The sequence below is a fragment of the Bifidobacterium margollesii genome, assembly GCF_002860355.1.
Taxonomy (GTDB): domain Bacteria; phylum Actinomycetota; class Actinomycetes; order Actinomycetales; family Bifidobacteriaceae; genus Galliscardovia; species Galliscardovia margollesii.
In genome coordinates this window covers 21536-36881 of sequence record NZ_NMWU01000015.1, presented here as the reverse complement: position 1 = coordinate 36881, position 15346 = coordinate 21536, and the positions used below count along the sequence as shown (strand labels likewise).

General features: G+C 63.9%; 10 protein-coding genes and 1 riboswitch. Of the genes, 1 reads left to right on the top strand and 9 read right to left on the bottom strand.

Translation table 11 applies throughout. From position 1 onward, the window contains the following. Positions 1–225: 225 nt before the first annotated feature. The 5 genes from Uis1B_RS04795 to ribD form a co-directional block, all read right to left on the bottom strand. Entirely contained in the window at positions 226–3792 is a 3567-nt protein-coding gene (locus tag Uis1B_RS04795) for a tetratricopeptide repeat protein (protein WP_423734862.1), read from the bottom strand. A 104-nt stretch (positions 3793–3896) separates the two neighbouring features. Beyond that, positions 3897–4397, bottom strand: coding sequence for a 6,7-dimethyl-8-ribityllumazine synthase (gene ribH / locus Uis1B_RS04790; protein ID WP_101616096.1), 501 nt, complete (start codon positions 4395–4397; stop codon positions 3897–3899). Further along, positions 4394–5713 carry a 3,4-dihydroxy-2-butanone-4-phosphate synthase gene (gene ribB / locus Uis1B_RS04785; protein ID WP_243390260.1) on the bottom strand — a complete coding sequence of 440 codons (1320 nt, stop codon included), beginning with the start codon at positions 5711–5713 and terminating at the stop codon, positions 4394–4396. The genes ribH and ribB overlap by 4 nt, the downstream gene beginning before the upstream one ends. A 125-nt stretch (positions 5714–5838) precedes the next feature. Further along, the gene (locus tag Uis1B_RS04780; protein WP_101616094.1) at positions 5839–6546 is read right to left on the bottom strand and encodes a riboflavin synthase; all 708 of its coding nucleotides are present in this window, start codon (positions 6544–6546) and stop codon (positions 5839–5841) included. Beyond that, positions 6527–7762: a bifunctional diaminohydroxyphosphoribosylaminopyrimidine deaminase/5-amino-6-(5-phosphoribosylamino)uracil reductase RibD gene (ribD, locus tag Uis1B_RS04775; RefSeq protein ID WP_207763381.1), complete on the bottom strand. Its 1236-nt coding sequence runs from the start codon at positions 7760–7762 to the stop codon at positions 6527–6529. The genes Uis1B_RS04780 and ribD overlap by 20 nt, the downstream gene beginning before the upstream one ends. A gap of 101 nt (positions 7763–7863) precedes the next feature. Then, positions 7864–8021, bottom strand: a riboswitch (FMN riboswitch). 95 nt (positions 8022–8116) lie between these two features. On the opposite strand from ribD, the gene Uis1B_RS04770 reads away from it, so the two are divergent. Beyond that, on the top strand, positions 8117–10585 hold the full coding sequence (locus tag Uis1B_RS04770) for an LTA synthase family protein (RefSeq protein WP_165782737.1): 2469 nt from the start codon (positions 8117–8119) through the stop codon (positions 10583–10585). Between the two features lie 143 nt (positions 10586–10728). Here Uis1B_RS04770 and ppgK read toward each other — a convergent pair whose 3' ends face one another. The 4 genes from ppgK to Uis1B_RS04750 all read right to left on the bottom strand — a co-directional run bounded on the left by ppgK (position 10729) and on the right by Uis1B_RS04750 (position 15285). Beyond that, entirely contained in the window at positions 10729–11505 is a 777-nt protein-coding gene (ppgK, locus tag Uis1B_RS04765; protein WP_101616090.1) for a polyphosphate--glucose phosphotransferase, read from the bottom strand. Positions 11506–11648: 143 nt separating this feature from the next. Next, the gene (locus tag Uis1B_RS04760; protein WP_101616088.1) at positions 11649–12914 is read right to left on the bottom strand and encodes an MFS transporter; all 1266 of its coding nucleotides are present in this window, start codon (positions 12912–12914) and stop codon (positions 11649–11651) included. 224 nt (positions 12915–13138) lie between these two features. Then, positions 13139–14593: a triose-phosphate isomerase gene (tpiA, locus tag Uis1B_RS04755; RefSeq protein ID WP_101616086.1), complete on the bottom strand. Its 1455-nt coding sequence runs from the start codon at positions 14591–14593 to the stop codon at positions 13139–13141. Between the two features lie 35 nt (positions 14594–14628). Beyond that, the gene (locus Uis1B_RS04750; protein ID WP_101616082.1) at positions 14629–15285 is read right to left on the bottom strand and encodes a histidine phosphatase family protein; all 657 of its coding nucleotides are present in this window, start codon (positions 15283–15285) and stop codon (positions 14629–14631) included. Positions 15286–15346 lie beyond the last annotated feature (61 nt).

Sequence of the window (15346 nt, the reverse complement as noted above, 5' to 3'; positions counted from 1 at the left end):
TTGCCTATTCGTCTGAGCGCCTACGGCCATACGATCGTCCGAGTCAGCCCCCGAACTGCGTGTTCGGGCTCACGGATGTCAGGTTCGTCCGATTTCCCATCGTCCGATTTCCCATCGTCCGATTTCCCGCCGTCCGATTTCCCATCGTCCGGTTTCCCGCCGTCTGGTTTCTCGTCCTCGGCCACGGTCGCTCACCATGGCCATTGTAGAGGCACCATCGGGATGCTACGCGTTGAGGGAGCGCAGGAACTGGATCTGAATGGCGTCCAGCCCATCCGCATCGCCCTTCATGCGCGCCGCGGCCATCGACAGTGTGCGGGCCGGCACGAACAGCGCGTTGTCGACGCAGACTCGGGCCGCGTCCTTCACGATCCCCGCGACCTCCGTGTTCGGCCACACCGGCAGATCCTGGTCGAGCAATACGGCCCTCGCCTCCTCCACGGTCTGCGGTATGGCGATGCACTGCGAACGGGCGCGGGCCATCAGCTCGGCCAGCTCGGACTCCACCTGCCCCATGCCACCCGAGCTGATCTGATCGCTCATGATGTATGCGGCGGCGGCCACTGCGAACTCGTCGCGCATCCACGCCGAATAGGCCAGACGATAGTAGGCGAACGCGGCGTCGTCCCTGTCCAGCGCCACCCGCAGCGCGTTGAGGCATGCCGCGCGGGCGGATTCCCAATCACCGGTACGGGCCAATGCGATGGCCATCTTCAGGTGGGAAAGCGGATACGCCGGCGCATAGGCCACCATCGAGTTGAGATGCGGCAATGCGGCCTTCGCGCCGTCCAGCTGAGCAAGCACGTCGGCCAGTTCCATATGCGCGTAGAAGAGGTTGTCGGGAACCAGCACCGTACGTTCGTCCGGCGTGGCGAACAGCCGGTTGTACACCACCCGTTCCGCGTAGGAGTTGAAGTATCGGGGCACGCCATCCACACCGGAGAACATGCGATCCATGTCGCTCACCGCCGTTTCGGCCATGGATATAGCCTTGGCCGGCTGACCGGAGAACAGCATGTCCCTTGCCTTGAGCCGCTGCTCGTCGAGATGATCGCCGAGCACGAAGGTCGTGTCCGGCGTATCCCTGCCGTCGATCAGTGCGCTGGTGACCTGCGAGGAGATCGAGGAAAGCTCGGGATCTCCGATGCGACGGATGATGTCCATGGCATGTTCGGCCCGTTCGACCGACGACACCCGTTCGTCGGCGGCGAGACCATGGAAATCGTTCAGGGCACGCTGCAGCACGTCGGCGCGTTGGATGGCGAGATCCAGAGCGTCGCGGGCGCCCAGCACCCGGGCGACCCGCGTCGGGAACCGCTGTCCGCTCAGTTCGGGCTCCTCCTGGGAACCGCGCGGCGAGTAGGCGTGGTCACGGATGTCGAAATCGGCGGTGATCGGCTTAAACCCGCCGTTGCCGTCCACATCCATCACCGCGTTGAACGCACGATACATATGCTGGGGCCGATTCAGTCCGCAGGTGCGGATCATGTCGAGGAAGCGGTCCCGTTCGAAGGTGACGGTGACGAGATTGCGTACGGTGGGATTCCTGCGTAGCGCGGCGAGGGGATCATCCTGATCATCGGAGTCCATATCGGCCATGCCATCCATATCGGCCATCCCGGAATCATCCGCGTCGTCGGGGCCAAGGCCATCGTCCGCGTCGGAGAATTCCGGTGAGGTGTTGGCCGCCGCGGGATCAGCGAACATCATCTCATCGAAATCGACGCCTTTCATCAGTTCACGGAACGTTTCATCCATGTCTTTCTGATCAGCGGAGGCATGGTCTCCGGCAGCCCGATCGGCTGACCGGTCGCCGGACTGGTCCCGCATGATTCCGTCGGTGTCCGTCGCATCCGGATCAACCGATCCGACCGCTTCCGCGGAACCCGCGGTTTCCGTAGCGCCTCCCGCTTCCACATGACCGGCGGTCAACGCGGCGGGATTGCCGTGCACGTCGCCGTCCTTCGGGCCGGCCTTGCCTCCGCCTGCGCCGAGATCACGGCCGGTGCGGATGCGTTCGAATGCGCTGAGCGCCTCACCCATCGCCTGCGAAATCGCGGAATCCTGCTCGTCCACGGCCTCTTCGAGCCCGATGGAGTCGACGTGCAGCGACACCTTGCGCACATGGTCGTCCACTCCGAAGGCGAGCGCCGCCATCATCAGACCGACGCGCAGATTGTAGTCGGTGCTCATCGAGGCGCGTTCGGCGTCGGAAAGCTCCACCCAGGTTCGTTCCCGTTCGTCGTATCGCGTGGACGGCATCATCGAGGTTCCCGCCGTGGTGAAGCCTATCGCCACGTTGCCATCGGCAAGATTCGAACGGAATTCGGCGTCGAACCGGTATGGCAGGCGAAGCCGTCGTACCAGCGATGAGAGCGTCTGCCGATACACCCATTCCGAGCCTCCCTCATAGTCCGACGATTCGGCGGAACCGTCGCTCCTGGCGTTCAGCGGGTCCGGATGCTCCTGTGCGATGCGCTGCGCGGCCTGCCGGGCCACGTTCACCATGGCGGTGAGCGCCGGAGTGCCGTCGTCATGCACCGGATCGAAGCTCTTGCCGGGTGTCTCCTCCAGCTTCAGGGCGGTGAGCGCCGGGTTGAGCAGCAGGGCGCGATCGAGCTGAGCCGCCTGCGCGTGGGTCACGTTGTCTTCGGTGGGGTTCGCGCCGATCCTGCCGTTGCGTTCCAGCCATAGGCTGACGTCGGCGAAACGGTTGAGGTTGCCTTCGATGCGCAGTGCGGTGAGCGCCGGGCGGAATTCAAGCGAGGAGTCCCAGCCGAAGAAGTATCCGCCGGAGAACGGCGAGGTGAACAGTTTGAGCGGCTCGGCGCCGTGAACGGCTTCCAGTCCTTCGGTTTTGTCGAGGGCGCCGGCCTCGTTCATCAGGTCGGCGAAGTGGTCTTCGAGCCCGGAGGCCCGCAGCCCGTGGGCCCGTGCGCGCATCGTGTCCTTGACGCTGCGGCGGATCGCCCCGATCGGCGCCTCCCCGCGCAGTCGACGGAAGATGTTGCCTGAGCCGAATCCGATGAGCACGCCGTTGAACCGCGGCAGCAGGTAGGCGGCGAAGAACGCGGAGGCGATCGCGTCACGGTATTCGAGTCCGGCTCTAAGCCCCACTGGCAGTTCGGGCCGAAGCTGTTCCAGCGTGTAGCGGTTGTCGGATTTGAGCCATGAGGCCAGCCACATCATCTCGCCGTTGTCGTCCCGGCCGACGATGCCGCCTTGCAGGGCGTGTTCGTAGCCGTCCTCCGCACCGCCGTCCCTGCGGCCTTCAAGACGACTCTTCATCACCAGGATCTCCTCCTCCTTGGCGAAGAGGAACACCGGTTCCAGATCCTGAACGTCGGGGTTGACGTCCTCGCCGGCGAATACGCGGCCCTTGTCGTCCACGAACGCCAGCGGAGCGCAGTGTCTACGGTCGGGGAATACGCCGAGTGTGAAGCCCTTGCCCCGGGTTTCGGGGAACTGCGCCCAGCCGACGGCGAGTCCTTCGGGAACGTCGGGCATGGCGTCGAGGATATGGCGTTTGGTCAGCGGGCCGAGAGGCCGGGCATTGCGGGTCAACGCCTCGACGACGCCCAGATCGCCGTCCGCGGCGACGTGCAGGGCGTCACCGAACGCGCTGCGGGTGCCGGGATCGTTCGCGGGACCATCGGACGTCCGTATGGAGTCCGATGGCTTCTTCGGTCTGCCGAATCGAGCGGCGAGTCCACTCACCAACCCCCGCAGACGATCGAGATGATGGGACTGCTGCTCGCCGTCATGGCGCTGGTTGGAGGGAGACTTCGACATAACGTTCATTGTCACAATCCAGTCAGACAACCTCGGCGTTTCCTCGCCTATAGAGAACACCGCCCGCCGGTCGGCGCCGCACGAACCGACCGGCGGGGATGCCGTCAGCGTCCTTCGCTGATCGACCGCAGCACGTTGATCATCTCGATCGCGCCGAGGGCGCAGTCGAATCCCTTGTTGCCGGCCTTGGTGCCGGCGCGTTCGATCGCCTGCTCGATGTTCTCGGTGGTGATCACGCCGAACAGCACCGGCACGTCGGAGTTCAGGGAGACCTGGGCGATGCCCTTGGCGGTTTCGTTGCACACGAGGTCGTAATGGGAGGTGGAGCCGCGGATGATCGCACCAAGGCAGATCACCGCATCGTAGCGGCCGGTGGCCGTCATGCGCTTGGCCGCGATCGGGATCTCGAACGAGCCGGGCACCCAGGCCACGTCGATGTTCTCGTCGTCCACGCCGTGACGGCGCAGACCGTCCTGCGCGCCGGACAGCAGCTTCGACGTGATGAACTCGTTGAATCGCGCGACCACGATGCCCACGCGGATCGGACGCGCCGCGCCTTCGCTGCCGGTCGATTCGGCGACGAGCTTTCCTTCGAATACGGTCATGATCGTTCCTCCTTTGCCGGGACGCCCAGCAGGTGTCCCATGCGTTGTTGTTTGGTTGACAGGTAATTCGCGTCGAATTCGTTCGCCGCGATGATGATCGGCACGCGGCTGGCCACGGTGATGCCGGCGTGGCGCAGCTGGTCGATCTTGTCGGGGTTGTTGGTCATCAGGTCGATGGCATGCACGCCGAGATCACGCAGAATGGCCGCGGCCGTGTGGTATTCGCGCAGGTCGGCGGGGAATCCGAGTCGCAGATTCGCGTCGAGGGTGTCGAAGCCCTGTTCCTGAAGCTCATAGGTGCGAAGCTTGTTCAGCAGGCCGATGCCCCGCCCTTCCTGGCTGAGATACAGCAGCACGCCCCTGCCCCGTTCGGCTATGCGACGCATGGCCTCGTGCAACTGCGGCCCGCAATCGCAGCGGCGGGATCCGAAAACATCGCCGGTGAGGCACTGGGAGTGTACCCGGCACAGCACGGGTTCGGAGTCCGGGAGGGGTGCCTCGTCGTCCATCGCCGCGAGCAGATCGTCGCCCATCACCAGCGCCACATGCTCGCCGCCGTTTTCGGACTCGTAGCCGACCATGGTGAACATCCCGTACTCGCTGGGCAGCGACACCCGTGCCACCCGACGCACGGTGCGGGGGAATTCGTGCGTACGCCGGTATTCCTGCAGCTGCGCGATGGTGATGTACGCCAGCTCATGCTCCTCGGCGAACGCCTTGAGGTCGTCTCGCCGCATCATGGTGCCGTCCCGTTTCATCATCTCGCAGCACAGTCCGCACGGTTCGAGTCCGGCCAGTCGGGCCAGATCGACGGTCGCCTCGGTATGTCCGTTGCGTTCAAGCACGCCGCCCGGCCTCGCCACCAGCGGGAACATGTGCCCGGGACGTCGGAAATCCTCCGGTTTCGTCTGCGGATCCACGCATGCCATGGCGGTGACGGAACGGTCGCGGGCGCTGATGCCGGTGGATGTGGCGATATGATCGATGGATACGGTGAACGCGGTATGGTGGTTGTCGGTGTTCGTGGCGCACATCGCCGGCAACTCCAGCCGTTCGGCCAGTTTCGCGCTCATCGGCGTGCAGATCAGTCCACGCCCCTCGCTGGCCATGAAGGCGATGTTCCTCGGCGTGGCGAATCGTGCCGCGCAGATGAGATCGCCTTCGTTCTCACGGCTTTCGTCGTCGGCCACCACCACGATGCGTCCGGCTGCGATGTCCCGGATGGCCCGCTCCACGGGGTCGCCGGCATGGCGTTCTTCCCGGCGTTCGGCCGGCGCACCGTCTTCGGGCCCGCCGCTCATAATGTTCATGGACATATTCATGTGATCGTTCCTTGTTGATGTGCTGATTACTGATGTGCTGATTGTTGATGTTGCATTGATCGAAGTCCGCTGATCGCGGTTCGTCCGGCGTCCTGCCTGCCGTTGCGAGAACCGGCCGGTTAGAAACCGTGCTCGATCAGGAAGTTCCGTGTCAGCGGGGAGGCTGCCGTCCCACCGGCACCGGCACCGCCCGGCTTCCCGTCCGCCGTTCCTTCGTCGTGCCCGTCGTTGTGCCCGTCCATCGCCATGAGCCGGGCCACATATCTGGCGACGGGATCGACCTCGAGGTTGACGATGTCTCCCACCCGGCGTTCGGGCAGCACCGTGTGATCGGCGGTGTGCGGAATGATCGACACGCCGAATGCATTGTCGTCGGCGAACGTCACCGTCAAACTGATCCCCTCCACGGCGATCGACCCCTTCTCCGCGATGAATCGCAGCAATGTCCGGGGAGCCCGGATCGTGTATACGGTGGCGATGCCGTCGCGTCGGATCGATTCGATCTCGCCGGTGCCGTCGATGTGTCCGGAGACGAGATGACCGGAGAACCTTCCGTCCGCGGGCATCGCCCGCTCCACATCGACGCGGCTGCCCCGGCGCAGCGTTCCCAGACTTGATCGGCGCAGCGTCTCGTGCATCACGTCGGCGGTGAACGTCGAATCATGGATGCCGGTGACCGTCAGGCATACCCCGTTGACCGCGATGCTTTCCCCGATGCGGGTGCGGTCGGTGACCACCACGTCGGACGCGACGGAAAGCCGGGCGAAATCGGCACCGCGGACCAGCTGCGTGACCGTGCCGAGATCCTCAACGATTCCGGTGAACATACGAGACACCCCCTTCGATCAGCACGTCATCGCCCAGACGGATCACCTGCGGATCGGTGACGTGGAAACAGTCGTCGGGCGTGTTCACGCCCTCTCCGCCCACCGGGGACGGCGCCGATTCGCCGCCGAACAGCTTCGGCGCGATATAGGCGTCGATCTTGTCGACCACATGGGAGCGCAGGGCGGACCATGCCAACGTGGCCCCGCCTTCGATCATCACGCTGTCGATGCCGCGGGCTCCGAGCAGTTCCATCAACGCTGGCAGACTCGGATGACCGTCGTCCGCGGTCTGAACCGGCAGCACCTCGCATCCGGCGTCCCGATACCGTCCCACTCGTTCGGCGACACCCTCGTCATGCTCGTCGAACGGGTTGGTGACGATGATCGTAGGCGTGTCACGGGCCGTGGTCACCACCACCGAGTCCAAGGGGGTACGCATCCCGCCGTCGCAGATGATGCGAATGGGGTCGTGACCGTGTTCGATCCGGCAGGTGAGCCGCGGATCGTCGGCGAGCACGGTACCCACGCCGACCATGATGGCGGCGAACCGGTTGCGGTCCTCGTGAACCCGACGTCGAGACGGCTCCCCCGTGATCCATCGGGAGGCGCCGCTCGCCGTGGCGATCCTGCCGTCCAGCGTCATCGCGTATTTGAGCAGTACGAACGGTCGGCGGTCGACGATGTAGTGCAGGAAGATCTCGTTCATCGCATCGCATTCGGCGCGGAGTACGTCTTCGGTCACGGCGATGCCGGCCTGCCGCAACTGCCGTATGCCCTTGCCGGCGACCAGCGGATTCGGATCGGCGGAACCGACGACCACACGGGATATTCCCGCGTCGATCAGCGCCTGCGTGCACGGCGGCTGCTTGCCCTGATGGCAGCACGGCTCCAAAGTGACGTAGATGGTCGCGCCGCGCACCGATACGCCCTGCCGCTTCGCGGATTCCAATGCGTCGCGTTCGGCATGCCAGCCGCCGAAATGGTCATGATGGCCGGTGGCGATGATCCGCCCGTCACGCACGATGACGGCACCCACCAGCGGATTGGGATTGACCTTGCCCAATCCTCGCTTCGCGTGGTCCAACGCCACGGACATGTATTCCCTATCGTCCACGGTTCCCCTTTCGACGCGATAGAGCATGTCCAGGGATTCGTGGCTGAGCGCCGCATACGATGCAACCCCGCATGACCTGGCCACACCCGTATGCGTCGCCACGCCATGCGCTGCCGTGCCGTGGCGACCCTATACGAAAAAGCCCCGAACTCCATACGGAATCCAGGGTCTGCGTTATGGCCACGACGGGTATGCGTACGCCGCCGCATGCTTCTTTCATCCAGACTGTAACTGTCGGTACCGGAATCTCACCGGCTCACGAGCGCTTGCGCTCCCACACTCCCACGGCACTGACGTGCCGACTCGAATGCTCGCGGACTATACCGCCGATCGGGAATTTCACCCTGCCCTGAAGATGCGTATTCGATTATCGACCATCATTGAACCTCATATGGCCGACAATGCGAGGCGATGCCGCCGAACGCTCCTTTCCTGCGGGCTTTCTACAATGAAACGGTGAAACTGCGTGAACCATCGAGGAACGTCGGAACCGCCCGGAAGCGCTTCGACGCCGCACGACGACGAACACCACGGTCAGGAAGAGGGAACGGCCCGTGGCGGTTCGTCGGAATCGCCGCCCTGATCATCGTGCTGTTGGAGTCGGTGGCGTTCAACCTTCCGTTCTGGACCACGCTGAGCATTCCCGACGCTCCGGCGCACACCACGGTCAGGCTCGGCAAGGGGCTTGAGCGCAACGGCGATGGCGTGCTGCTGATCGACGATCCCACGCAGGCGTACATCGAGATCGACGGCATCGATTCACCGGTGGCGACGATCCGCTGGCGGTCCGGCGACGCCACAGCAGACGATGCGTTGCTGCAGGGAGAGGGTCATCCGTTCATCGGCGCCCTGCATCTGCGCCTCGACACCCGCACCGTCCCGAACGCCGGGAGCGAAACCGACGCATGGCATACCGGCGTCGAGAACGTGGCGCATCGAAGCATTGACGCCACCACGTATCTTCGCAACCGCACCGATGACGGAGGCCGTTCGGTCTCGTCCATACGCCTTTGGGTGCAGGAGACCACGGGGGTTCAGTTCGCCTTCGACCGGTTGGACGTCAACGCCGCTCCCCCGTTCCGCATCGATTGGCTGAGGCTGGGCGTGATGATCGGCATCGCGGCGATGCTGTTCGTGCTGCGCCCCCGATCCGCGCTGTACCGCATGGAGCTGAACACGGCGGACCGCGCGCAGCGCATGGCCTTCGCCGTGGCGTGCGTGCCGTTGGCCATCTACTTCGGTCATGCGATCTGGCAGTCGATCTGGCAGGGGCCGCAATGGTCGCACCAGCCATATTCGTACACCTACGATTTCAACCAGTATGCGCAGATGGCCGACTCGCTGCTGCACGGCCGACCGTGGCTGGATCTGCCGGTGCCGAAGGAGCTCGTCGAAGCGTCGAACCCGTATGACGTGAACGTGAGGAACCAGCTGCTCTCCCAAGGTGTGGACGATATCTACTGGGATCATGTGTTCTTCAACGGACACTGGTATTCGTATTTCGGCGTAGTGCCGGCGATACTGGTGTTCATGCCCTATCAGCTGATCACCTCGCTGTGGGTGAGCGGCGGCGCCTGGCTTCCCGCCTCGGTGGCGGCGGCGCTGTTCTCGGTGGGGTTCGTGGTGTTCGGATCCCTGCTGGTCATACGACTGTTCGCCCGGAACTTCCCCCATACCAGCGTGGGCATGACGGTGCTGGCACTCATCGCGTTCCTCACCGGATCCGATATCTGGTTCCTGTGCATACGCGGCACGTTCTACGAGGTGCCGCTCACCGCCGCGCTGATGATGTCGGCGCTGGGCCTGTGGCTGTGGCTGGGTGCACGACGGGCGTGGGACGCGGACCGCAAACGATGGCGCCTATGGACCGCGGACGACGTATGGCTGGACACCGAGGACGGCCGACAGGACATCCCCGGCGCACCACGTCCGACGACGATCAGGCTTTCCAAACCGCATCTCGCCTTCGGCTCGTTGTGCGTGGCCTCCACGCTGGGATGCAGGGCCACGTTCATCGCCGTGGCCGTACTGTTCCTGCCGATCTTCGCCGACGAAATACGATCCGGCCTGATTCTAGGCTTCCTGCGCCCGCTGCTGCCCTCCCGATGGCGAAGCCGCATGCTCGCCGTCGACGGCGAAGCCTCGCCGCCGAACGCGCTGTCGAGCTGGAGGCGCGACCTCGCGGCGATCCTGCCGGCCGTCGCCGTGTTCGCCGGGCTGCTGTACTACAACTTCTGGCGGTTCGGCTCGTTTCTGGATTTCGGCAACGACAAGCAGCTCACCGTCACCGATCTCAATCGATATCGCGAACCGCTGGACGTGTTCGGGCAGATCGTAAGCTACTACCTGTTCATTCCGCCGCGGGTGATCGACCGATTCCCATGGCTGGCCGTACCGACGACACCGCTGAATACGTGGCAGTATCATGAGCGGCTGCTGTGCGGATTCCTGTGGTTCGCCCCGATCTGCCTGCTGGTGTTCACACTGCCGTGGCTCCGCAGGACGTTGACGCGCCACCGCATGTGGGGCATGGCCTGCACGCTGGCCGGCCTCGGTTTGCTCGAACTGGCGTTCGTCAGTTACAAGGGCGGCATGGATTGGCGATATGTGGGCGATTTCGCGTGGCTGTTCACCTTCGCCTCGATTCTGGCGATGCCCTCGCTCGGAGAACGGATGGCGGTGCGACGGTTCCTACCCGCGTCGGGTGGCGTCAAGCAGCCGGGGATTTCTAGCGTCAAAGCGATCGGCGGCACGACGGAGCAGGCTGCAGCGGAGAGGATGGCTCTGACGCTGCTGGTGACGCTCACGCTGCTCACCCTGTTCATGACGGCGGCATGCACGTTCATGACCGGCAAGATCGGGCCGTTGCGGGCCGCCGATCCGATCGCCTACTACACGGTGGAATCGTGGTTCACCTGGCTGTAGCCGACATCGACCGGTAGTCAAGGCCGACCGAGATGCGGCCGAACATACGACGGATATGGTTCGGGGCCCTCCCGCTCATCGGAAGGGCCCCGGATCGCAGCCGATCGGCGTTCGATCAGTGCTGCTGTTCGATCAGTGCCGAATCAGCGTTCGCGGTTCTGCATCATCGTGGTGGCGTAATAGGCGGCGCCCACGATGCCCGCATCGTTGAGCAGCGCGGCCGGCACGATCGGCGTGTCCACCTGGATGTAGGGGAAGAACTTATCGTGCTTCTTGCTCACGCCGCCGCCGACGACGAACACGTCGGGGCTGAAGTAGTGCTCCAGCAGACGGTAGTACTTGGTCAGGCGCTTGCCCCACTTCTTCCAGCTGAGCTCGTCGCGGGTGCGTGCGGAATCGGCCGCGTACTTCTCGGCGTCCCCCTTGCCTTCGAGCAGCAGATGACCGAGTTCGGTGCAGGGCACGAGCTGACCGTTCATGATCAGCGCGGTGCCGATGCCGGTGCCGAGCGTGGTGGCGATCACCAGGCCCTTGTTGCCCTTGGCCGCACCGTATGCGGCTTCGGCGAGGCCGGCCGCATCGGCGTCGTTGACCACATACACCTCTCGGCCGGTTTCGCGGCACATCAGCTCGTTGACGTCCACGCCAAGCCATGACTGGTCGAGGTTCGCCATGAATCCCAGTGCGCGGCCCGGCTTCACCGGTGCCGGGAACGCGATGCCGATAGGGGTGCCGTCCTCCACCTCGTAGTGGTCGAGGATCTGCTTGACCACGGCGGCGACGTTCTGCGGCGTGGCCTCCTCGGGGGTGGGGATGCGCAGCCTCTCGCAGGCGAACCTGCCCTCACCGAGATCCACCGGGGCTCCCTTGATGCCGGAGCCGCCGATGTCGATGCCGAAGGCCTGTGCGGATTCAATCATGTTCTTCTCCTCGTCGAGTCGTTGGGGATATGTGGCGATTGTAACCCACGAAAACACCTACGGCCGTTCGTGTTCCGTATGAAGGCGGATCCCGCGACCGCGATCGCCTGCCGGAATCGACCGCGATCGTCTGCCGGAATCGACTACGCCGGCATGTCGGAGGAGACGTCGCCGCGAACCCTGCGAAGGTTCTCGTGCATCGCCACCATGAGCAGCAGGATCACGATGAGGAACCACGGGAACAGGGAGATGGTGACGTGATTGGCGATCCAACCGAACACCGGCGGTGCGGAAAGGCTGCCGACGTAGGCGCAGGCCATCTGCACGCCGACGATCGCCTGGGATTTGTCGGCCCCGAAATAAGCGGGGGTGGAGTGGATCACGCAGGGGTAGATCGGCGCGCAGCCGAGACCGACGACGATCAGGCCGACGAGGGTGGTGAGATCGCCCGGCACGGGCAGCAGCATGAGCACGATGCCGCAGACCACCAGCACCTGACCGATGCGGATCATCGTCGGGTCGTCGAACCGCATGGTCAGGAAGCCGCTGGCCGCACGTCCCACCGTGATGCCCACATAGAACAGGCTCGCCCAGGCGGCCGCCTGCCTGGCGTCGACTCCGCGGCCGAGAACCATGTAGCTGGCGGCCCACAGCCCGGTGGTCATTTCCAAAGCCGAATAGCAGAAGAACATGACCAGAATGGATTTCGCACCCCTGATGGCGAACACATCGAAGAGGCTCAGCGCCTTTCGCGGCTCTTCGGAAGAATCGGCCCGCACGGTGGAGTCCAGCTGCACAGTGGAATCCGACTGCACAGTGGAATCCGGCTGCGCGGTGGAATCCGGCTGCGACTGGCGAGTGCGCCATAGCGGCAGGCTGAAGATCAGCAGGGCGGTGAGCCCGATCTGCAGGATGGCGATCCAACGGTAGCCGCTGTTCCATCCATATCCGCCGGTCAGCGCGAAGCTCATGATGTACGGGCCGGCGCTGGCCCCGATGCCCCACATGCAGTGCAGCCAGCTCATATGACGGCTGGAGTAGTGCAACGCCACATAGTTGTTCAGCGCGGCGTCCACGCCTCCCGCTCCCAAACCGTATGGAATGGCCCATAGACACAGCATCCAGAACGCCGAGAACGCCGAGGAGAATGAGAAACCAGCAAGTGCAATCGCTGTCATTCCTACGCTGATGACGGTGATCTTGCCCGCGCCGAGCTTCAGCGTGAGCCGGTCGCTCATCAGTGCCGAGACGATGGTTCCGGCGCTGATGATCATCGAGATGCTGCCGGCGTACGACACCGGCACGTCGAACTGCCGGTACATGATGGGCCAGGCGGAGCCGAGCACGGCATCCGGAAGCCCGAGACTGATGAATGCGGCATAGATCACCGCCAAAAGAAGATTGCCCATCGCGTGTTCCTCCGCTTGAACCGTCAGTGTCAATACTCCGGGCACATGCGTATGCCATCGGCATCCATGCCGACGGCATATCAAGCGCTAGTGCCTCAAGCACACCAACAGTCTAAAGAGAACATCGATCCAACACGCCGTTTATCTACCAATTGTTAGATAAAACGCCGGGACCGTCGCGATCACGGAGTCCCGGCCTAGAACACTCGGAACATGCGCTGAGGCTAGAACGAGAGCTTGTGCTCCTTCCACGGGGAATGCTTCTTGCGATCGATGCCGCGAATGCGCCATAGACGGTTACGCGTGTCGACGTCGCACAGCAGATAGCCGGAGACGAACGCCACACGGAACTCCTCGAAGTCGATCCTGTCGCGACCGAGCTCCTCATACGCCCTCAGGCACGACACGTTGGCCATCTCCTCGGCCAGCATGTCGCAGCGATTCTCATAGTCAAGCGAATCATCGCACTCGATCAGCCACTGACGAATCGAGAACAGTCCCCGGATGCGACCCTCATCGATCAGCTTCATCAGCGATTCGATGATCCGCAGACGGTTCGCCCAGATCGTGTCGCGCAGCACATCCGGGTCCCCTCCCACCATCATGGTTCCCGAAGCGTCGGCGGCATCCTCGTTCTCGATGTCGGCCTGTTCCTCCAACCATTTGAATCCGACGGTGCGGTAGGCGGCCAATGCCAATGCCGCGCGCCACGCCGCATTGTCGGGATGATTGTTCGCCACCTGCTCGGCGGTGATCTGATGGGGAGCCTGCAATGTGGATTCGGCGAATTCCTGCACCGTTCCCTTGCCGGGCAGGTAGATGGTCTCGGCGCTGCGGCGCAGACGAACCACACTCGATTCGGCCACGCGATGGCAGATCTTGGCGAACTGCCTCGGGTCGAGACTCGCGCCTCCCACCAGGAAACCGTCGATGCCATACCGGCGGATGATGGCGGCGGCATTGTCGGGCTTCACCGATCCGCCGTAGAGGATGCGGACCTTCTCGGCCACGTCGGCGCCGAAGGTGGCGTTGATGAAATCACGGATGTCGGCGAGCGCCGATTCGATCACCGGCGGCTCGGGGGTGGCGCCGGTGCCGATCGACCACACCGGCTCGTATGCCACGATCACCTTGCACATATCGGCCGCGGAGAGCATGCGCACGGCGGCGACGAGCTGGTTGAGCGCATAGTCGATGCCGATGCCGTTGTCGCGGCCGAGCTTGGTCTCACCGATGCAGATGATCGGGGTCATACCGGCGTCGAGCACCACGCGCACCTTCTGGTCGATGTTGTCGTCGTCCTCCGGATGGTATCGACGCTGTTCGGAGTGCCCGACGAGCACGTACCGGCAGTCCAGCGCGGCCAGCATCTGGGCGCTGATGTCGCCGGTGTAGGCGCCGGCGTCCAGTTCGCTCACGTTCTGGGCTCCGAAGTACAGTTCGGAGGTCATTTTGGTCTTGCGGGCCATATCGCGGATGGCCAGCAGACTGGTGAACGACGGCAGCACGCCGATCTCGGTGCGGTTCACCATGGTGTTCGACTCTTCCATGCGTCTGATCCAACCTTCGTTGGACCCGGCGTATTCGAGCAGCCATTGCCCTGCCTGAACATGGTCGAGGTTCATCTTCCAGTTACCGATGATCATCGGCGTGCGAACCGCCGAATCGTTGTACTTCATACCTGCTTGTACCTTTTTGCCGTCTGATGACTGATTCACGCGCCCCAACGTTCGATGACGGGCTGGCCCTTGTGGTCGCCGAGCACCACGTATCGGGCGGTGCCGAGTTCGAATTTGCGCCCGTCGGACGCCGGCAGGTCCACCCATGCGCAGGCGACCAGTCGCAGGATGTGCGAGTGGGCCACCAGCAGCACGTCCTCGCCGCGGTCGGCGTATTCGCGGGCCCGTTCGGCTACGCGCGAGGCTCTGGCGAACGCTTCGTCGAGCGGTTCGCCTTCGGTGAGATGCACGGACACCTGCTGACCGTCGGGAAGGGTTTCGACACGCTCCTCGCCCAATGATTCCGGCACGGACTGCGGGCCGTCCGCCCAGAGGTTCCAGGTTCGTCCCAGCGCCTCGCCGATCTGCCCGCGGGTGCGGCCTTCGGCACGCCCGTAGTCCCATTCCATGAGGTCGTCCAACGCCTCGGCGTCGAAGCCTGCGAGTCTGGCGGTTTCGCTGGCTCGGATCAGCGGCGAGCAGAACACCGCGGCGAACGGTTCGGGATGATCGGCGCGCACGCGGTCCCCTGCTTCGACGGCCTGCCGACGTCCGGTTTCGGTCAGCGGCACATCGGTGCGACCGGTGTGCTGGCCCGACATGGACCAGTAGGTCTGACCGTGACGAAGAAGATAGACGTTGCCCTTGCTCATGGTGGATGTTCACTCTTTCTGTACGACTATGTACGGTATGGCTTGCTGTGTTCTCAATGAT

Coding starts and splice junctions, on each gene's coding strand:
- Uis1B_RS04795 (WP_423734862.1), bottom strand. CDS start 3,792: ATGTCGAAGTCTCCCTCCAACCAGCGCCATGACGGCGAGCAGCAGTCC.
- ribH (WP_101616096.1), bottom strand. CDS start 4,397: ATGACCGTATTCGAAGGAAAGCTCGTCGCCGAATCGACCGGCAGCGAA.
- ribB (WP_243390260.1), bottom strand. CDS start 5,713: ATGTCCATGAACATTATGAGCGGCGGGCCCGAAGACGGTGCGCCGGCC.
- Uis1B_RS04780 (WP_101616094.1), bottom strand. CDS start 6,546: ATGTTCACCGGAATCGTTGAGGATCTCGGCACGGTCACGCAGCTGGTC.
- ppgK (WP_101616090.1), bottom strand. CDS start 11,505: ATGATTGAATCCGCACAGGCCTTCGGCATCGACATCGGCGGCTCCGGC.
- Uis1B_RS04760 (WP_101616088.1), bottom strand. CDS start 12,914: ATGGGCAATCTTCTTTTGGCGGTGATCTATGCCGCATTCATCAGTCTC.
- tpiA (WP_101616086.1), bottom strand. CDS start 14,593: ATGAAGTACAACGATTCGGCGGTTCGCACGCCGATGATCATCGGTAAC.
- Uis1B_RS04750 (WP_101616082.1), bottom strand. CDS start 15,285: ATGAGCAAGGGCAACGTCTATCTTCTTCGTCACGGTCAGACCTACTGG.